The sequence below is a fragment of the Flavobacterium sp. ACN2 genome, assembly GCF_002303885.1.
In the GTDB taxonomy this organism is placed as follows: domain Bacteria; phylum Bacteroidota; class Bacteroidia; order Flavobacteriales; family Flavobacteriaceae; genus Flavobacterium.
Genome location: NZ_MRCM01000001.1, coordinates 1 through 15250, shown reverse-complemented (window position 1 = coordinate 15250; position 15250 = coordinate 1). Strand labels below are relative to the sequence as shown.

The following is a 15250-nucleotide window of genomic DNA, read 5'->3' as shown; positions in this document are numbered from 1 at the left end:
AATAAAAAAGTAAAACTAAACTCACTCCACAATATTTGAAGAAGCCTTAATCTTCACATCAGCATATCGCCAAGCATTATTAAAAGAGGTTTTAATTTGTAAAGCCTCTTTTTCTTTTTTCTGTGCGGTTAAAGAATTATAAAGTCCGATTAAGGCGAAGCCATTTTTTGGGAGCGTTTGTAAATCTTGTTTGTATACTTTTTCAGCTTCGGCGTATTTTCCTGCTTTAAGTAAAACTGTGCCTAAATAATGTCTAACGGAGAAAAACCAATCAGGCGGTTCGTTGTAATTTAACTGATCTTCGATTGCTATTGCTTTATTTAAAAGTACAATTGCTTTATCCAAATTATTTTTTTTTACTTCAACTCCCGCTGAAAGCACATTGGTAGCAATTTGAACAAGATCGTAGGTGGTATTGATATTCCAGATGGTAACCTCTTTTAAGGTTTTATCTTTGGCTAATTGATTAAGAGAAGCAAGCTGTTTTTCGGCATTGGTAATATCATTTTTTCCGAGATAAGCCATTCCTTTGGCGTAATGCCAAATAGCATTCGGATATACAAGATCCTTTTCAGGTTGTGGAATCTCCATAATTTTATCCCACATCGAGAATTTTACGACGATATAATACGGAATACTGTAATAATGCTGTAGAGTTCCCCAGCCGGCCTCACGCATGATTTTGGGAGATATATGCTGTTGTAATACTTGAGCCGATTTCCAAGCCAATTGAGAGTTTCCTTCTAAAGCAGCCGTTGCCACCAAAAAATGATAATTGTGCGGATAATAGGCTAGAGGATAAGCGCCTTGTGCATTGCAGGCTGTAGAATACAAACTATCAATTCGAACCGCTTCAATGTTGGAAAGCGTGCCTTCATGATAATCTCCCGTACGAATGTAAATATGAGATGGCATATGCACCAAATGCCCCGATTCTAGAACTAGAGTTTCTAGTAATTTGGCACTTTTAAGTCCGTTTTCTGGATGTGCAGAAGCTTCTACAGTATGAACCAAAAAATGATGTGCGCCTGGATGTTTCGGATTTTTTGTAATCAATTCGTTTAAAACGGCAAGTATTTCGGGAGTCCATTTTTTAGGTATTCCAGTGCCTTTTTCATACAAATCCCACGGATGGAGATTCATTTGAGATTCGGCATAAAGTGAACCGATATCTGGATCTGAGGGAAACTGAGTATATACTTTTTTCATCGCCTCGGCATACGCAATGTCAAGCGGTTTTCTATCCGCAGGAGGATTTTTAGCATAACGCACCAATAAAGCATCAATCATAGCGATTTCTTTTGGAGAACATTTTCCAGAAAGTTTTTTAGCTTTTTGAGCCGCATCATAAGCACGCTGAAAATTATCTTCTTCCATTCCGCCATTATAATTCGGGCCTAAAACATAAGCAAATCCCCAATACGCCATAGCGCAATTCGGATCTAAACGCGAAGCTTCATAAAAAGATCTGGCTGCTTCGGCATGATTAAATCCGTAAGCGAGCATCATTCCTTGGTTGAAATATTCCTGCGCTTCTGGATTATTGGTCGTAATTTTAAAATTCACAGCATCGAGACCTTTAAATTTTGGCGCTTTCTTGTTTTGGGTATACCAATCTTTATCGTTCGTTTTCGGAATATAGCATCCTTGCGAAGCGCTAACTTTAACTGATTTGGGTTCGGTGTTTTTTTCTTTACAGGAAATAAAAAGAAGAAAAACAGCAATTAGAAAGTAATTATATTTCATCAGAAAGTTAATTTGAAATTATATAATCAGTGTAAAAGCTCGAGAAGAATAAAGAATATGCTTATAGTATAATGGTTTGATACGGAGAGTATTAAACAAAATTAAATAAAAAAGAAATAGGTTTATGTAAATATTTGTTTTTCAGTATTTTGTGGTCGGTTTTAGAATTGCTTTGAGCTTATAGTTCTCCCGCAGATTTAGCAGATTCAGGAGATTTTTTTAATTATAATATCTGCCAAATCTGCAAGATCTGCGAGAGAAAAAAACAAAAAAATAAGGTCTACACTTTTCAGCATAGACCTTAAATTATATAGAAATAAATAATTTCTTAGTTTGTTCCTGCAGCAACTTTATCCACCAAAAACAATAATTCACCCGAAACTGGTTTAATCAATTGCATTGGGTATAAAGTCGGATTGTATTCTCCAGTTGTCACTTCTTTCAAAGCGTGAACTTTCTTTTCTCCAAAAGCTACCACTACAATTTTCTCTGCTTTGTTAATTAGCGGAGCTGTAAGCGTGATGCGATACATCTTTTGTGGAGCTAAATAATAAGCATCAACCCATTTAGTCTGCTCCTCAAGAACCGCTTCACCTGGAAAAAGAGAAGCTGTATGTCCGTCATCTCCCATTCCTAAAAGAATCAGGTCAAATTTTCCTTCTTCGCCTAAAATTTTCCTAATAGACTTTTCGTATTCAGCTGCATAATCCTCAGGTGTAATGCCATCTTTGTACATTTCAAAAATGTTTTCTTGCGGAATAGGAACGTGGCTCAATAAAGTGGAGTAAGACATTTTAGCATTACTCAAATCATCATTAAGCGGAACCCATCTTTCATCTCCCCAAAAAATATAAACTTTACTCCAGTCTACTTTGTTTTTGTAAGCATCAGAAGCTAATAATTTGTAAATCCCAGCAGGAGAAGAACCTCCTGTAAGTACAGCTGTAAATTGGCCTTTTGCAGCAATCGCTTTTTGAGCTGATTCTACAAAAAGATCTGCAGCTGCAGTATTAATTTCTTCTGTATTATTGTGTATCTGTATCATTTAAAACTTCTTCTTTTGTTTGTGTATTCGGAATCCATTTGTGGCCTTGACGTGCTAATAATTCATCAGCTTCTTCAGGACCCCAGCTTCCTGCTTTGTAATTTGGGAAATTCTTTGGAGGCGTTGTTTTCCAAACTTGCTGAATTGTTTCAATTGCATCCCAAGCTTCTTCCACCTGATCCCAACGCATAAATAGGGTAGGATCTCCCAATAATGCATCTGCAATTAGGGTTTCATAAGCTTCTGGTGACATTGTAGAACAAGAAAAATAATCAAAAACCATTTCTGCAGGTCTTAAAGACATGGATAAACCTGGTTTTTTGGTCATAAACTGCAGTTTAATGTCCATTGAAGGTTGAATGTTGATAATCAATCGGTTTGGTGTCATGCCTTCTTTTCCGTATGAGAATGAAGAATGTGGCACTGGTTTAAACTGAATAATGATCGAAGATTGTTTTTCTTCCATTCTTTTTCCTGAACGCAAGTAGAACGGAATTCCCTGCCATCTCCAGTTGTCCAAATAGATTTTCATTGCTACATAGGTTTCTGTATTAGAATCTGGCGCAATGCCTTTATCTTGACGGTAACCCGGAACAGGAACTCCTTTTATTTCTCCAGCATCATACTGACCTCTTACAATATAATGATCGACTTCTTCTGGTTTAATACGGCGAATTGACTTTAAAACATCTGCTTTTCGATTACGAATGTCATCAGCATTTAAAGAAGCAGGCGCTTCCATAGCCGTCATACATAAAATCTGAAACAAGTGGTTCTGAATCATGTCTTTCAATGCACCAACACCTTCATAGAATCCGCCTCGCTCTTCAACGCCCACTTCTTCTGCAACGGTAATTTGCACGAAATCAATAAAATTACGACTCCATAAAGGTTCGAACATTGAGTTTCCAAAACGGAAAGCCAAAATATTTTGAACCGTTTCTTTTCCTAAATAGTGATCAATTCTGTAAATCTGCTCTTCTTTGAAAGTCTGCGAAAGCATTTCATTCAACTCAATTGCAGAAGCTTTATCGTAACCAAAAGGTTTTTCGATAATAATACGATCTTGTTTCGCATTAGCAGCAAGTCCGATTTTCTTGATATTGCTTGAAATCGTTGAAATGAAAGAAGGCGTAATCGAAAGATAGAAAAGTCGATTAGCGCGTTCGCCAAAAGCAAGATCAAAATTGTTTATTTTTTCATTTAATCCAATGTACGATTCCTCTTTATCGATATCAAGACTGTGGTAAGAGATGTGTGAAAGAAATTTTTCTGTTTCTGGATCATCAACTCCTTTTCTTCTTGAGAACAGATTTAGATTTTCTGCTACATAAGCGCGAAAATCTTCATTGGTTTTTTCAGCTCTACCAAGAGCAATAATCTGAAACTGTTCAGACATACGTCCGTCAAGGTACAGATTTTGGAAAGCGGGGAAGAGCTTTCTCTTTGCTAGATCTCCAGTTCCACCAAAAATGACAATGATGGTTGGATTCTTTAGTTTATTTTTAGTCATTGTGTGTAGTTGTGTTGCTTTAATTGTTTATTCAGCCCATTGTGTATGGAAAACGCCTTCTTTATCGATACGCTCGTAAGTATGCGCTCCAAAATAATCACGCTGTGCCTGAATTAAATTAGTTGGAAGATTAGCAGATCTGTAAGCATCAAAATAAGATAACGAGTTCATTAATCCTGAAACAGGCAATCCTTTTTGAACTGCGAACTGAATTACAGCTCTCATTCCTGCTTGGTTTTCTACTAATTTTGAAGCAATTCCGCCATCCAAAAGTAAATTTGGCAAATCTGATTTTGCTACGTATGCTTTTCTGAAATCCTCTAAAATAGTCGCACGAATGATACATCCGCCACGCCAGATTTTAGCAACAGTTTCTAGATTTAATCCGTAGTTGTATTCTTTAGAAGCCGTGTGAAGCTGAGCTAAACCTTGAGCGTAAGTCACCACGATAGAAAAGTATAAAGCCGATTTTAAAGCCGCAATGGCTTCGCTTTGAGAAACATTTGTTTCATCAGCGTTCCAAACTAATTTTTTAGCCGCTTCAATTCTTTCTGGTTTGGTTTTAGACATATCGCGCATGTTAACTGCTGCGTCGATTGTTGGAACTGGAACTTGTAAATCCATTGCATTTTGCGAAGTCCATTTCCCTGTTCCTTTAGATCTTGCCCAATCCGATATTTTGTTGATTAATTGTGTTCCGTCTTCATCTTTTTGTTTTAAGATGTTTCCAGTAATTTCAATCAAATACGATCTTAAATCATCAGTCTGATTCCATTCGGAAAAAGTTTGCTGAATCGTTTCATCATCTAAGTTATAACCTCTTTTCATTAAGTCATAAATCTCAGAAATCAACTGCATGATTCCGTATTCAATTCCGTTGTGAACCATTTTTACGTAGTTTCCAGCAGAACCATTTCCTAAATATTCCACGCAAGGTTCGCCATCTACTTTTGCCGCAATGGCTTCAAAAATAGGACGAAGTCTTTCGTATGCTTTTTGATCTCCTCCAGGCATCATAGCAGGACCGAAACGAGCCCCTTTTTCACCGCCTGAAATTCCCATTCCGAAGAAGTGGATTCCTTTTTCAGACAATTCAATAAATCTTCTGTCCGTATCTGTAAAATAAGTGTTTCCACCATCAATAATAATGTCTCCTTTATCTAAGTGAGGCAATAAACTAGCGATAGCGCTGTCAACTGGTTTTCCCGCAGGAACCAATAACATAATCGCTCTTGGCTGCTGAATAAGCTCTACAAAATGTTTTACATCTGTCGTCGCTTCAATAGTGTGGTCGGCATCGGCTTCTTGTTGAAGAGAATTGACTTTTTCGGTGTCTAAGTCTAAACCTGCAGCCGCAAAGTTATGGCTGGCGATATTTAAAAGTAGGTTACGACCCATTACGCCAAGTCCTACAATTCCAAAATCAAATTTGCTCATAGTTTTCAATTAACTAAATTATTAGAAGAAATGTTTTTGCAGCAAAAAGTAAGAGAAAGTATGGTAATTCTTTTTCATTCAATGTTTTGCAGCAAAACAATGGTTATTTTAATCTTACATTTCAAAATGTAGAGCGCTAAGTTAGAGAAAAATGCTGAAAAATAAGGGGTAAAATCGTTCACTTTTGGTCTTTATTGTGATACTTTTTATGTGTAAAAATTACGCTTATTAAGACTGTTTTTCAACTAAATCGTTGTAATACTGCTAATGTCAATTGTGAACTACTTTTATTAGAAGCCGTTTACTGTTCGTAAGAAAAAAGAAGTAAAAAAATATAAAAATGTTTATTGAAAATATAGGAATTGAGGTAATTTTGGAAACCCAATCACTGGATCCAAGATTTAATTCATTAAATTATTATATCCCTTTTATATGCCAAGAAACACAAAGTTTGTTTTTACATCCATTTTTTTTATCCTTATTTCGGGTATCTTTTTTAAAGCAAATGCACAGTCGGTATTAGAAAACGAAATATCTGTTCATGCAGATAAGAAGCCATTAGGCAGTGTTTTGGACTTAATGGAAGAAAAAGGAAATTTTAGATTTGCTTATTATGGTAAACTAGCTGTAAAAGATAGCGTCGTTAGTATTAATGCTGATAATACAACCATAAAAGGAGTTTTAGATCAGTTGTTAGGTGCCAAATATGAATTGAAAGAATCGCCAGGATTTGTTATTGTTCGTTATGCCCCTTTAGAGCTTGCTCTTGTGTTAGAAAAAAACACTGTTATGAGTGACGGACAGCAAATTGTAATCGGTTATATTGTAGATACACAAACCAATAATCGTATTGAAAATGTGAGTGTATTGGAGAAGAATGCGCTACTGTCTACATTAACCAATAAAGATGGTTTTTTTGAACTTCGATTAAAAAATGCACCTCAAGCCATAGAACTTACAGCCGTTAAGGAGAATTATAAAACGGTAACGATGGTATTTCTATCTGAAATTAAAATTCAGATGGGAGACAAAAAAAATAAAACAGATTATATTGATGGAGATTTCTCTGCAATTGAAAGATCAGGAATTGGCCGTTTCTTTATTTCTTCTAAACAAAAAATACAAGCGCTCAATCTGGGAGGATTTATTTCTAAAGTTCCCGTACAGGCTTCTTTAATTCCAAGTATCAGCACTCGAGGAATGCTGAATACGCAAATTGTCAATAATTTTTCGTTAAATATATTAGGAGGTTATAATGCTGGAGTTCGCGGGCTAGAAATGGCAGGACTTTACAATATTAATCGTATGAATGTTGACGCGCTTCAAATAGCAGGAATATTTAATACCGTTGGAGGATCTGTAAACGGAGTTCAGTTAGCCGGAATCTATAATAATGTTTTTGGCAATTTAAGAGGATTGCAGATAAGTGGGATTCATAATAGTGTAAAAGGTTCGCAAGTCGGTTTGCAAATGGGCGGTATCTACAACAACGTATATAAAGATTCTAAAGGGCTTCAAATTGCAGGAATTGGTAATACAGTAAAGGGTTCACAAAACGGATTACAGTTTTCGGGAATTTACAATATTGGAAAAGATACTGTGCGTGGTGCCCAAATTACTGGTCTTTTTAATTATGCTAAAGAATTAAATGGAGTTCAATTTGGATTGGTGAACATTACAGATTCACCGTCTGGTTATAGTTTTGGTCTGCTAAACTTTAAAAGAGGCGGTTATAAAAAGATTAGTATTACAAGCAACGAAATTTCAGACATAAATCTTGCTATAAAAACAGGAGACCATAAAATGTACACCATTTTAATGGCAGGAAGAAGCGATAGAACCGATGAAGAAAAGCTATTTTCTTTCGGAATTGGATTAGGGAAGAATATTCCATTAGGGAAACGTTTCACTTTTAATCCCGAATTTAGCACACAGTATCTTTATTTAGGAAATTGGGACATCTATAATTCCTTATCTAAATTTGATTCTTCCTTTTCTTTTCAATTGTGTAAAGGTGTAGCGCTATCTGCAGGACCTTCTTTAAATTTTTATTGGTCTGAAAAACAAGATAAAAACGGCAATTTAAATACTTCTACATTTGTTCAGGATCGTACCAAACGCTATACTATAATCAACAATAACAGCAAAGATATTCTAGGATGGATAGGATGGAGTTTTGGATTGACATTGTTTTAAAAAATGATAAAAAGCTTATAAACATTGATTTTATAAGCTTTCAAACTATGTTTCTATGTGTTTAAATCCCATTCTTTTAAGGATAAATCATCAAAAACATATAAGCAAACAAATTGACTAGAAGCACAACGCCGTAAACGATATTCGATTTTCCTTTGCTAAGAGAAAGCATTACGGTAAAAACAGACAGTGCCAAAAGAACAATAGATTTAATGTCAAGTCCTAAAACAATTGGAATTCCCATTAGGATACAAACGAGCGCAACAGTTGGAATAGTCAAACCAATACTGGCAAGAGCAGAACCTAAAGCTAGATTTAAACTCGTTTGCAATCGGTTTTTTTTGGCTGCAATTATCGCTGCGATCGCTTCTGGCAATAAAATAATGATGGCAATTACAACCCCAACCAAAGATTTTGGAAGATTGTGACTTATAATAATAGTTTCGATAGTAGGCGAGAGGGTTTTGGCCAGTAAGACCACAATTCCTAAACTCACCAATAGAAAAACAAGACTTGTATAAAATGTTTTGTTATTAATTTCGATTGGATGTGTTTTAGATTCGTCCTCGCTCGTGGTATTGGTTAGAAAATATTGGCGATACCCTTTGGTTTGTGCGAACAAAAAAGAACCGTAAATAACCAGACAGGCAATAGAAGCAAAGATCAATTGAGGTGTTGAATAATAAGAGCCGTGAACACTCTCTGTAAATGTAGGAAACACTAAAGTGAATACAATAATCGAAATAAGCGAAACCAAACCAATGGTTACTGAAGAAGTAGAGAAATTCTGTTCGTAATGTTTGATGCTTCCAATAAGTAGACACAATCCAATAATTCCGTTCAAGATCAGCATGGTGGCGGCATAAACAGTGTCTCTGGCCAAAGATGCGGCCTCAGAACCTTCAGAAAGCATTAAAGAAACAATTATAGAAACTTCAATTACAGTAATAGAAATAGCCAAAATTATGGTTCCGTATGGTTCTCCTACGCGTTCTGCAATGATTTCAGAATGATGTACGGCAGACATTACGCTCAGAATAAGCAAGATACTAGCAACAATCTGAAAGATGCTGCTGTCGGCGATCAGTCCGCTAAATAAAAGAACCCACGAAAGGATTGGAATAATGATGGTCCACTGTAATAATTGTTTCATTTTTTGTAGTTTTTAAAGTTTATACTGCCGATAGGGCCAACAGAATCGGCTTTTACCTTTTTTGTAAGATAGAACTTTTATAGCTAAAAATGATAAAAAAAAGCATTTTTAAGCACTTTTTAAGTTTATTTGAGAGTGTTTTGAATCAAAAAGTGCATTTTACCACAGATAAAATTACAACTTTCTTTAAGAATTTTGATGATTTCCTTTCGATGCGATTTTTCCTTAATAGTTTAAACTTTGTCAAAGTTCGCTTCGTGCCTAAAACAATTCTAGCGTATTTCTATTTTTCTCTCGCAGATCTAGCTGATAAAGCAGATTTTTTTTGATTAACAGAATCTGCTAAATCTGCAAAATCAGCGGGAGAGTATTTTAAGAATTTCTGATGATTTCCTTTCATGCAATTTTCCTTAATAGTTTAAACTTTGTCAAAGTTGGCTTCGTACTAAGACTATGTGTTAGAAATTAATTTCTTTTTTTAATTCTTTTCTAGAGCAAAAAAATCTATGTTTCTATGTGTTTAAGAAAAAAAATTAAAGTTTCTCTATTTTTTTTTCTCGCAGATTCAGCTGATAAAGCAGATTTTTTTTTGATTTGCATAATCTGCAAAATCTGCGGGAGAATATTTTAAGAGTTTCGAATAATCTCTTTACGATGTAATTTTCCCCATTTGATCATTTCTTCGATTACTGGACCGAAAGATTTGCAATACGGCGTGGATTCGTATTTAACCTGAATTTCGGCATCGCGGTCTTCGGTTCTTTTGATCAGCATATTGATCTCCATTTCTTTGAGTTCTCGCGAAAGCATGCGTGTCGTAATTCCCGGAATACTGCGTTCGATTTCCCTGAAACGGTTATTTCCGTTACAGATGGAATTGATGATTGGCAATCGCCATTTACCACCCAAAACATGTAAAGTGTCTTGAAGCGCTTGTACTTCTTCTTTCTGATTTCTTTCCATAACAAAACAGCATTAGTTTAGAAAATTCACTGGTTACAAAGTTATACCATAATTCTAAAATAATGAAAAAAAAATTAAGATGGAATGAAATTTAAGCTTCAATAATGCTCAAAATAGTTTTCGGAATTTCAGCGAAAGCTTCAAAAGAATATGGTTTAATTAAGTAGGCTTTTACGCCCATATCATCGCATTTTTCTTTGTAAGAAGGATTAATGCTTGTTGAATAAACAAAACACGGAATATTTTTTAATTCATCATTGCTAAGAATTTCTTGCAAAGCTTCAATACCGTCAATAATGGGCATATTGATATCGGTAAGAATAACATCGGGATTTTCGTTCGAACCGTTTTTTAGATAATTAAGCAGTTCCTCGCCATTGGCAACAAGACTGACTTTGCTAAAATTTGGATTTTTGGTAAAAGTTTCTGCAATAACATCTGCATCATCTATGTCATCTTCAGCAATTACGATATGTAAATTATATTTTTCCGGCATTTTATAAGATCGGGAAGTAAAGGTTAAATATGGTTCCTTTGTTCAATGTACTTTCAACGGTAATATTTCCAGAATGGTTTTCCATTATCTTTTTACAGATCGCGAGGCCAATACCGTTTCCTGAGTATTCGTTTCTGGCATGCAGGCGCTGAAAAATGACAAATATTTTAAGCAAATGGCTTTCTTCCATTCCAATACCGTTGTCTTTTATCTGAACCTTTACAAATTTAGCATTTTGATTCGGTATTTCACTATCTAAATTTTCTTCCTGCGAAATTTCTATAATAGGAGCAATATCTGTTTTGCTATATTTAATGGCGTTTGAAATAAGATTAGAGAAAAGCTGTCTCATCTGTACGCGAGAAGCTTTAATAATGGGGACTTTTCCTGTTTTGATAACGGCTTTTTTATCAGATATTATAATTTCAAAATCCTCAATAACTTCCGAAATTATGGTTCTTAAATCTATTTCCGTTCGTTCTTCCTGCGCGGTATGCGAAGAATACTGCACTAAATCGTCTACAAGCGAATTTAATCTTAAAGCCGATAATTTCATGACATTTACCGCTTTTGTATCGGCTTCTTTAAAATAGCTTCCGTCAATTCTGCTGGTATTCATGACAATTTTCCGCAGCGGTTCTTTTAAATCGTGTGATATTACATGAATAAATTCCTCTAGATTACGATTGATTTTATTCAGTTCGTTTATTTTTTCTTCCAATTCTTTCTGATGGCGAATTAGAGCTTCCTCATGCTTTTTCTTTTCGGTCAAATCGGTAATTACAACCCCAATGGCTTCTACAGCGGGTTCCAGATCAGTTAAAGCGATATAAGCTGGAAAAGTTTTTTCATTTTCCGATTTTAGAAGTATTTCATGTTTAGTAATTCCATATCTCAATGCTTCTATAAGAGAAACAAACTGCGTTTGGTTTGTAAAATATTCATAAATGTACGTTCCTGTTATTTTCTCTGAAGGAAGGCCGACTAATTTTGAAAATTGCTCATTGCAGTATAGTATCAATCCATTTCTTGAAATACTCAGCGCGCCCTGACCGAATTTCTCTATAAGAAGACGATACGTATAATCGGCAGTTTCTAGAGAATACAGTTCGGGAACTCCATTACTGCTTACCACAAGCGCATCAACATCTCCTTGTTTTATAGCATTAACAATACTGTTTGACTCATAAAGTTCTTCTTTCAATGACTCAATTTCGGCTAATAGAGCGGCAATATTTTTTTTATCTTCCTTCAATTTATTTGCTTATATTAAGTATGTATAATACTTTTTCTTTATCTGATAAATCTCCTAAAATGATTCTTTTAGGTTCTGGCTGTGTTTTGATCAAGGTAGGAATGGCTACAATTTGATGAATCACAGCCTGTTCTTTATCACGGCTGATATCAACAATTTCTAATTCATAATTGTTGGTGAGATAGGTGTCGCATATTTTGCGTATATTTTCGATTGCATGTCCTGATTTAACAGACATACCTGAAACAAAAAGCATAAACTTATGTTTGGTTGTACTAGTGCCATCAGATGAATCTTCCATGATTAAGAGTTTATAGGTTTGATGTTCAGCCCTACAAGCACTCTTTCTTCATTAGAAAGGTCACCTATAATTTTACGAATAGGCTCGGGAAATTTACGCACCAAAGTAGGTACGGCCAAAATCTGATCGCCTTCTGCCAATTGCGGATTCTTCAGCAAATCGATAATCTCGATGCTGTATTTTCCTTTTAAATGCTCCTCGGCATACTTCTTTATGTTTTCCAGCGCCTTGATCGATTTTGGCGTTTGCCCTGCTATATAAAGCAATAATTGCCATTCGGCTACTTCTTTTTTCATTTTATTTATTTTTTCTTAGAAGACAGTTTTTCCTGCAATTCTTCTGTTGCTTTAAGGATGCTAAGTTCTTCTTCAGCCGATTCAAATTCTGTTCTCAATGCTTCAATATTCGCCTCAAGGACTTTGCGTTTACGCTCAATTTCCCTGTCTTTTCGACTGATTTCGTTTTGAAGCTTAATATCCGAGATGGTTTTTTTGAATTGATAAGACTTTCGCGCCGCTCCCGTCAAAATTCCCTGCGGACCTAATTCAACATCTAGCAATTCAATTCCGTTACTCGTTATGACAAATTCTCTAACTTGGTTAGAATGCCCCATTCCGCGTGCTTTGATGATAAAAATACCGCGGTTTCTTTCGCCAACACCTTCCATATCGCGAACGGTAATCCAGGTATCCACCAATGACGAAACCGATTCTTCTGCCAAATCAGGTCTAACAGTGTCGGTTTGTTTGTTTAACGACGTAAACATGGCCGTAATATTATTGGCTTTCAGCATATCAATTAATCGTACCAGCATAGAGCGCACTTCGTGTTCACTTCCTACCGAAATAAGATTACTGATCGGGTCAATAATAATGGTAGTAGGTTCAAATTCTTTGATTAACTTTCTAAGCGTAAGCAAATGTAGTTCTAAACCGTTTAATGACGGACGGGAAGAATGTATTTGCAAAATGCCTTTTTTGATGTGTTTTTCCAGATCTACTCCAATTGATTTCATGTTGCGAACCAATTGATGCGGTGATTCCTCAAAGGCGAAGTAAATCGTTTTTTCGTTCTTTTCGCATTGTTCATTGGCAAAATAACAGGCGACTGTCGTTTTAGCCGTTCCCGCAGTTCCCGAAACCAAAATATTGCTTCCTCTGTAGAAACCGCCACCATGAAACATTTCATTTAATCCAGGAACACCTGTAGAAATAATATCTGAGGAAACTTCGTTATCCAATTTTAGAGAAGTGATTGGAAGAACCGAAATTCCTTCTTCATCAATTAAAAACGGATATTCATTTGTTCCATGTGTTGAACCTCTGTATTTTACAATTCGAAGCCTTCTAGTCGAAACCTGTTCAATTACACGATGATCAAGAACAATTACGCAGTCTGAAACGTATTCTTCCAGACCTTGACGGGTTAGAGTCGCTTCACCGCGCTCTCCAGTGATGATTGCTGTTACGCCTTTTGTTTTTAACCAATGAAACAACCTTCGTAATTCAGCTCGTAAAATGGCTTGATTGTCCAGACCAGCAAACAGCGATTCGATTGTGTCCAATACAACACGAGTGGCTTTTATAGAATCGATAGCGTGTCCTAAACGAATAAATAAGCCGTCAAGATCGTATTCGCCTGCTTCCTCAATTTCTGATCTTTCAACGCGAACATGATCTACAACAAGCTTTTTATCTTTTTTAAGCTGTTCAAGGTCAAAGCCTAATGATTTAACATTTAGAGTCAAGTCGTCTGAAGGTTCTTCAAAAGACATGAAAACTCCTGGTTCGTTATGCTCTGTAATTCCTTTTATAAGGAACTGCATAGACAATAAAGTCTTACCGCATCCCGCACCACCGCAGATTAAAGTTGGTCGTCCTTGCGGAAATCCACCTTCTGTAATCTCATCTAATCCATCGACTCCAGTAGGAGTTTTTGGAAATATAAAACTATGTGATTTTGTTTTTTCTTGCACGATAATAAATTTCTGTATTACTCAAATATACCTTTTTCTGAAGAATTTTCAATGAATTCTGATTAAGATTTAACAGGCGTTTAATGAAGTTTTAAAAATAAATTAAGAGAATTGATTTGAAAATCTAAATTAATCGAAGAATTTTAACCAAAAAAGTAAAGAATACAAATTCAATATTTAACATTAAAATAAGACTTTTTACTAAAACTTATTTTTCAATACTATTTAACTGTTAAAATGTACTTCTGGTATACTTTATGATACTGGTTACAAAGTTATACCATTTTGAATTTACCTTTGTCTCATTAATTTAAAACACATATAAAATGGATAATTTAAAAAATAAAGTGGCAGTGATAACTGGTGGAAACAGTGGAATAGGATATGCTACAGCCCAATTATTAAAAAATCAAGGAGCAGAAGTAATTATTACAGGAAGAAGAAAAGAAGCCATAGAAAAAGCAGCTTTAGAACTAGGCGTTACAGCCATTACAGCAGACCAATCGAATATTTTGGATATCGAAAAACTGGCTGAAAAGTTAAAAACCGATTTCGGTTCGGTTGATATTTTGTTTATCAATGCAGGAATTGCAGGTTTAGGAACAATTGAACAAACTACGGAAGAATTATACGACAGCATTATGAATGTGAATCTAAAAGGAGCTTTTTTCACTTTAAGCAAATTTATCCCGATTTTGAAAGATGGTGCTTCGGTGGTATTTCTTTCTTCGAATACTGCAAGTATGCCGGGTCCGGAATCTTCGGTTTATTCGGCGAGTAAAACCGCTTTGAATTCGTTTATGAGATCGGCGGCTTTAGAATTAGCACCAAGAAAGATTCGTGTCAATTCGGTTAGCCCAGGACCAACTCAAACCGAAGTCATGAACAAAGTAGGCCTAGACGAAACCACCGTAAAAGGCATTATGGATGTCGTAGTAGAAAAAGTCCCGCTAAAACAAATGGGAAGGGCAGAAGATGTGGCTAAAATGGTTTCTTACCTAAGTAGTGAAGCTGCGGTGTTTATGACTGGGGCTGATGTTATTATGGATGGTGGGATGAGTTTGGGGTGAATTTAGTTTATATCAATAAAAAGAGCTTGTATCAGCAAGCTCTTTTTTTTTTTAAAAGTGTTGAATTTTAAATTCTAATTGATCAGATAATTCTACATTC

The 15250-nt window shown here is 35.5% G+C and carries 13 protein-coding genes; 2 read left to right on the top strand and 11 right to left on the bottom strand.

Annotation, left to right across the window (positions count from 1 at the left end; genetic code table 11):
• Window positions 1-21: 21 nt before the first annotated feature.
• The 4 genes from BSF41_RS00065 to gndA form a co-directional block, all read right to left on the bottom strand.
• Complete coding sequence (locus BSF41_RS00065; RefSeq protein WP_095927498.1) at window positions 22-1746, bottom strand: hypothetical protein; 1725 nt, start codon at window positions 1744-1746, stop codon at window positions 22-24.
• A 328-nt stretch (window positions 1747-2074) separates the two neighbouring features.
• On the bottom strand, window positions 2075-2791 hold the full coding sequence (gene pgl / locus BSF41_RS00060; protein WP_095927497.1) for a 6-phosphogluconolactonase: 717 nt from the start codon (window positions 2789-2791) through the stop codon (window positions 2075-2077).
• A complete protein-coding gene (gene zwf / locus BSF41_RS00055; RefSeq protein ID WP_095927496.1) occupies window positions 2772-4304 on the bottom strand; it encodes a glucose-6-phosphate dehydrogenase in 1533 nt (510 codons plus the stop codon). Before zwf ends, pgl begins: the two co-directional genes overlap by 20 nt.
• A gap of 27 nt (window positions 4305-4331) precedes the next feature.
• Entirely contained in the window at window positions 4332-5741 is a 1410-nt protein-coding gene (gene gndA / locus BSF41_RS00050; RefSeq protein ID WP_095927833.1) for an NADP-dependent phosphogluconate dehydrogenase, read from the bottom strand.
• Window positions 5742-6173: 432 nt separating this feature from the next.
• Here gndA and BSF41_RS00045 point away from each other — a divergent pair, with 432 nt between their 5' ends.
• Entirely contained in the window at window positions 6174-7937 is a 1764-nt protein-coding gene (locus BSF41_RS00045) for a hypothetical protein (RefSeq protein ID WP_095927495.1), read from the top strand.
• A gap of 76 nt (window positions 7938-8013) precedes the next feature.
• Here BSF41_RS00045 and BSF41_RS00040 read toward each other — a convergent pair whose 3' ends face one another.
• From BSF41_RS00040 to kaiC, 7 genes are all read right to left on the bottom strand, one after another.
• The gene (locus tag BSF41_RS00040) at window positions 8014-9090 is read right to left on the bottom strand and encodes a calcium:proton antiporter (protein ID WP_095927494.1); all 1077 of its coding nucleotides are present in this window, start codon (window positions 9088-9090) and stop codon (window positions 8014-8016) included.
• A gap of 627 nt (window positions 9091-9717) precedes the next feature.
• On the bottom strand, window positions 9718-10053 hold the full coding sequence (locus BSF41_RS00035; RefSeq protein ID WP_095927493.1) for a helix-turn-helix domain-containing protein: 336 nt from the start codon (window positions 10051-10053) through the stop codon (window positions 9718-9720).
• A gap of 91 nt (window positions 10054-10144) precedes the next feature.
• Window positions 10145-10549 (bottom strand): response regulator, encoded by a 405-nt coding sequence (locus BSF41_RS00030; RefSeq protein WP_095927492.1) that lies wholly within the window; start codon window positions 10547-10549, stop codon window positions 10145-10147.
• A 1-nt stretch (window position 10550) separates the two neighbouring features.
• Window positions 10551-11804, bottom strand: a complete 1254-nt coding sequence (locus BSF41_RS00025; RefSeq protein ID WP_095927491.1) for an ATP-binding protein — start codon at window positions 11802-11804, stop codon at window positions 10551-10553.
• 1 nt (window position 11805) lies between these two features.
• Window positions 11806-12105, bottom strand: coding sequence for a circadian clock KaiB family protein (locus BSF41_RS00020; protein ID WP_095927490.1), 300 nt, complete (start codon window positions 12103-12105; stop codon window positions 11806-11808).
• A 2-nt stretch (window positions 12106-12107) separates the two neighbouring features.
• Window positions 12108-12401, bottom strand: a complete 294-nt coding sequence (locus BSF41_RS00015) for a circadian clock KaiB family protein (protein ID WP_095927489.1) — start codon at window positions 12399-12401, stop codon at window positions 12108-12110.
• A 5-nt stretch (window positions 12402-12406) separates the two neighbouring features.
• Window positions 12407-14080 carry a circadian clock protein KaiC gene (gene kaiC / locus BSF41_RS00010; protein WP_095927488.1) on the bottom strand — a complete coding sequence of 558 codons (1674 nt, stop codon included), beginning with the start codon at window positions 14078-14080 and terminating at the stop codon, window positions 12407-12409.
• A 326-nt stretch (window positions 14081-14406) separates the two neighbouring features.
• Between kaiC and BSF41_RS00005 the strand changes: the two genes are divergently transcribed.
• Entirely contained in the window at window positions 14407-15150 is a 744-nt protein-coding gene (locus BSF41_RS00005) for an SDR family oxidoreductase (protein ID WP_095927487.1), read from the top strand.
• Window positions 15151-15250 lie beyond the last annotated feature (100 nt).

What these genes read in the sequence shown, in the direction of transcription:
- BSF41_RS00065 (WP_095927498.1), bottom strand. Translation starts at nt 1,746, where the DNA reads ATGAAATATAATTACTTTCTAATTGCTGTTTTTCTTCTTTTTATTTCC.
- pgl (WP_095927497.1), bottom strand. Translation starts at nt 2,791, where the DNA reads ATGATACAGATACACAATAATACAGAAGAAATTAATACTGCAGCTGCA.
- zwf (WP_095927496.1), bottom strand. Translation starts at nt 4,304, where the DNA reads ATGACTAAAAATAAACTAAAGAATCCAACCATCATTGTCATTTTTGGT.
- gndA (WP_095927833.1), bottom strand. Translation starts at nt 5,741, where the DNA reads ATGAGCAAATTTGATTTTGGAATTGTAGGACTTGGCGTAATGGGTCGT.
- BSF41_RS00045 (WP_095927495.1), top strand. Translation starts at nt 6,174, where the DNA reads ATGCCAAGAAACACAAAGTTTGTTTTTACATCCATTTTTTTTATCCTT.
- BSF41_RS00040 (WP_095927494.1), bottom strand. Translation starts at nt 9,090, where the DNA reads ATGAAACAATTATTACAGTGGACCATCATTATTCCAATCCTTTCGTGG.
- BSF41_RS00035 (WP_095927493.1), bottom strand. Translation starts at nt 10,053, where the DNA reads ATGGAAAGAAATCAGAAAGAAGAAGTACAAGCGCTTCAAGACACTTTA.
- BSF41_RS00030 (WP_095927492.1), bottom strand. Translation starts at nt 10,549, where the DNA reads ATGCCGGAAAAATATAATTTACATATCGTAATTGCTGAAGATGACATA.
- BSF41_RS00020 (WP_095927490.1), bottom strand. Translation starts at nt 12,105, where the DNA reads ATGGAAGATTCATCTGATGGCACTAGTACAACCAAACATAAGTTTATG.
- BSF41_RS00015 (WP_095927489.1), bottom strand. Translation starts at nt 12,401, where the DNA reads ATGAAAAAAGAAGTAGCCGAATGGCAATTATTGCTTTATATAGCAGGG.
- BSF41_RS00005 (WP_095927487.1), top strand. Translation starts at nt 14,407, where the DNA reads ATGGATAATTTAAAAAATAAAGTGGCAGTGATAACTGGTGGAAACAGT.